Origin of the sequence: Micromonospora sp. D75, assembly GCF_018070405.1 — a bacterium.
Taxonomy (GTDB): Bacteria; Actinomycetota; Actinomycetes; order Mycobacteriales; family Micromonosporaceae; genus Micromonospora; species Micromonospora chalcea.
Window position 1 is genome coordinate 1 of record NZ_JAGPXV010000897.1, and the last position, 1,752, is coordinate 1,752.

General features: G+C 74.2%; 1 protein-coding gene and 1 pseudogene. One reads left to right on the plus strand and one right to left on the minus strand.

Annotation, left to right across the window (positions count from 1 at the left end; translation table 11 throughout):
• Nucleotides 1–1,476, plus strand: a 1,476-nt coding sequence (locus tag KBX39_RS30455; RefSeq protein ID WP_210873857.1) for an ABC transporter ATP-binding protein, incomplete at its 5' end; no start/stop codon positions are given.
• 82 nt (nt 1,477–1,558) lie between these two features.
• On the opposite strand, the pseudogene KBX39_RS30460 reads toward KBX39_RS30455, so the two are convergent.
• A pseudogene (locus tag KBX39_RS30460) lies at nt 1,559–1,752 on the minus strand (oxidoreductase); the annotation flags it as partial.

The window sequence follows — 1,752 nt, forward strand, 5'->3', positions numbered from 1 at the left end:
GTGCTGCCGCTGCCGTACCTGACGAACCTGTGGTTCCCGCAGTGGTGGATCCGGCAGTTGCTGCGGATCAGCGCCCGGCTGGTGCACGGGCAGACCGGCGCGCGCCGGGTCAGCGGGCACACCCCGGCCGAGGTGGTGGCCCAGGGCGGCGACACCGACCGGGTGGTGCACCTCGCCGACAACCTGATGGACCAGTTCATCTCGCTGGTCATCGTGGTCACCATGACGCTGGTGACCGGCAGCTTCGTACCGGCGTTGTTCTTCGTCGGCACGATGGTGGTCTCCGGGCTGGCGGCGACGCTGTTCGGGCCGCGGCTGGAACGCACCGCGGCCGGCACGGTGAAGGCGCGTGCCGCGTTCGCCACCGCGCTGGTCTCCGCGCTGTCCGCCGCCCGTACGGTCAAGCTGGCCGGCGCCACCCGCCCGGTGCTGCGCCACCTCGCCCGGCTCGACGAGGTACGCAGCGAGCGGCAGCGGCGCGAGATCGCCATGCAGGTGTGGGCCCGGTCCACCCCGTCGGTGGCCAGCGGCCTGCTGCCGATCGGCGCGTGGGCGCTCTACCTGGCCGGCGGGCTGTCCGCCGGCGCCACGCTGGTGGCCGTCTCCACGCTCGGCGCGGCCCGCTGGTTCGCGTGGACCACCGCGTCACTGGTGTCGCAGTACCCGTCGGCGCGGGTGTGGACGAAGCGGACGGTGGCGATGACCGGCGAGGCCGTGTACGCGGCGCCGGTGCCCGGCCTGGATCTGGTCGCCGGGACCGCGCCCGCGCCCGAGCCGCCGCCCCGGCACCCGCTGCGCCGCCTGGAACTGGCCGGCTTCGGCGCGCTGCACTCCGACGGCACGCTGGCCGTGCGCGACGTCGACCTGGTGGTCGAGCGCGGGCAGCTGGTGCTGGTCGTCGGCCCGGTCGGGTCCGGCAAGTCGTCGCTGCTGCGCGCACTCGCCGGGATCGTGCACCACGTCGGCGAGCTGCGCTGGAACGGCGACCCGGTGACCGAGCCGGAGATGTTCCTACGCCCCAACCAGGTCGGGTACGTGGGTCAGCTGCCCCGGGTGCTCTCCGGCACGGTGGCCGACAACATCGCGCTCGGGCACCAGGTGGACGCCGCCGGTGCGGTCTCGACCGCCCAGCTCGAACACGACCTGGCCGCCGCGGGAGGCGGGCTCGGGTTGCTGATCGGGCACAAGGGCACCCGGCTCTCCGGTGGTCAGCTCCAGCGGCTGGCGCTGGCCCGGGCGCTCGCGCCGCGTACCGAGCTGCTGGTGGCCGACGACGTGTCGTCGGCGCTGGACGTGAGCACGGAGCTGGCGTTGTGGGCGGCGCTGCGCGAGCACGGGGTGACTGTGGTCGGCTCGACCGCGAAGCGGGCCGCGCTGGTCCGGGCCGACCACGTGGTGGTGCTGATCGACGGCACGGTGGCCGACCAGGGCACCTGGACCGACCTGGAACCCCGCTGGAACCACCTGGCCGGCTGACCGCGTTCTCCCGGTTGATCATGAAGTTGGCGGCGTCAAATCGGACGCGGAACGCCGCCAACTTCATGATCGACGCGCACGGTCAGAAGGCGCGGGCGTACTGGTTGGGCCAGGCGGGGGTGGCGTTCAGCTGGGCGGCGGCGCGGCGCGGCCAGGACGGGTCGCGCAGCAGTTCCCGGCCCAGCAGCACCCGGTCCGCCTCGCCGCCGGCCACGATCTGCTCGGCCTGCTCGGCCTCGACGATCAGGCCCACGGCACCGGTCGGCACCCCGGCGT